Raw genomic sequence first — 1449 nt, 5'->3', positions numbered from 1 at the left:
CCGAATGCATCTTTGAATGCGAAAATAAATTTACAACACTTGATACGAAGTTCTTTTTCCTAATAAAGTTAATGGAGGTTTTCGTCATGGAAGTTATGATTGAAACTTGTTGCGGGATTGACGTTCATCAAAAAACCATCGTTTGCTGTCTTTTGGACGGTCCATTAGATACAAATCGTCCGGAGAAAATACAAAAGACTTTCGGAACACGAACCCCTGAACTTAGAGAAGCACTTACTTGGTTAGAAGATCACCATGTGACCGATATTTTTATGGAGAGCACAGGTCAATATTGGTTACCGATATTTAATGTTTTTGCCGAAGGTTCGTTTAATCTCATTCTTGCCAATCCAGGACACATTAAGAATGTTCCGGGTCGTAAGACGGACATGAAAGACGCAGAATGGATCGCCCAATTAGGTCGTTGTGGGCTCATTCGCTCTTCTTATATTCCTGCACTTGAAGTGATGGGCTTGCGTTCTCTCACTCGCCGTCGGCAGTCTTATACTCAAAAACGAACGCAAGCTAAAAATGAGTTACACAATATCCTTCAACGATCCAATATTAAACTAACCGGTTATTTATCGGACATTTTTTCAAAAACAGGACAATCTTTGCTTCAAATGTTTATCGACGGAGAAGTATTAACGCTTGAGTCCGTCCAATCTTGCATGCGAGGTCCCGTAAAAGCTTCTCCGGAGGATCTGCTCAGTGCGATGGATGGGAAAATGTCCTCAACCGATCGTCGTTTATTGGATGACTCCTTAGATGAATACCGGTTCTATAGTCAAAAAATTGACCAAATAGAACAGGACATTTTGAGCTACGTCCTAGAACACTTTCCGGAGGAATACGCGTTGCTTTTAGGAATTCCTGGCGTCAAGCAACATGGTGCAGCTGTTATCTTAGCTGAAATTGGTCCAAACGTAGAGGCCTTTAAAACAGTTGGCCATTTAGCTTCGTGGGCAGGAGTTTCACCCGGTTCTTATGAAAGTGCAGGTAAAAAAACGTCTTCTCGGACGACGAAAGGAAACAAGTATTTGAAGACAGCTTTAACTTCTAGCGGAGGTATAGCCGGCAGATCAAGGGATCCTGCATTTAGCTCGTTATATCATCGTTTGTGTAATAGAAGGTCTAAGTTGGAAGCTGTTGTAGCTTGTGGACACAAATTAATCAGAATTATTTATAAAATACTTTCTGAAAAAGTGAGTTATGACGAAAAAAAGGCACTAGGTCTGCGGCAACAGAGACTAGCACCAAACTAAAAATTTAAAAATTTCTTGTTTTTATTATAGCAAGGAAGATACTTTTTTGCATTTTTTTAGTATTTATTTTCAAATAAATGTTGGGTAAGTAATTGGATAAAATCTATCGATACTAAAAATTATAGAATATTGAGTTGGCTGAATCTAAGTAAATATGCCCAAATGACCTATTGAAAATGAAAAA

The 1449-nt window shown here is 38.8% G+C and carries 1 protein-coding gene; it reads left to right on the top strand.

Annotated features, from left to right (window positions below):
• Positions 1-71 precede the first annotated feature (71 nt).
• Complete coding sequence (locus J7E16_RS10250) at positions 72-1265, top strand: IS110 family RNA-guided transposase (protein WP_214891449.1); 1194 nt, start codon at positions 72-74, stop codon at positions 1263-1265.
• Positions 1266-1449: the final 184 nt, after the last annotated feature.

It is taken from the genome of Carnobacterium sp. ISL-102, from assembly GCF_018612935.1.
Classification (GTDB): Bacteria; Bacillota; Bacilli; order Lactobacillales; family Carnobacteriaceae; genus Carnobacterium_B; species Carnobacterium_B alterfunditum.
This window is presented reverse-complemented; position numbering and strand designations above follow the sequence as displayed.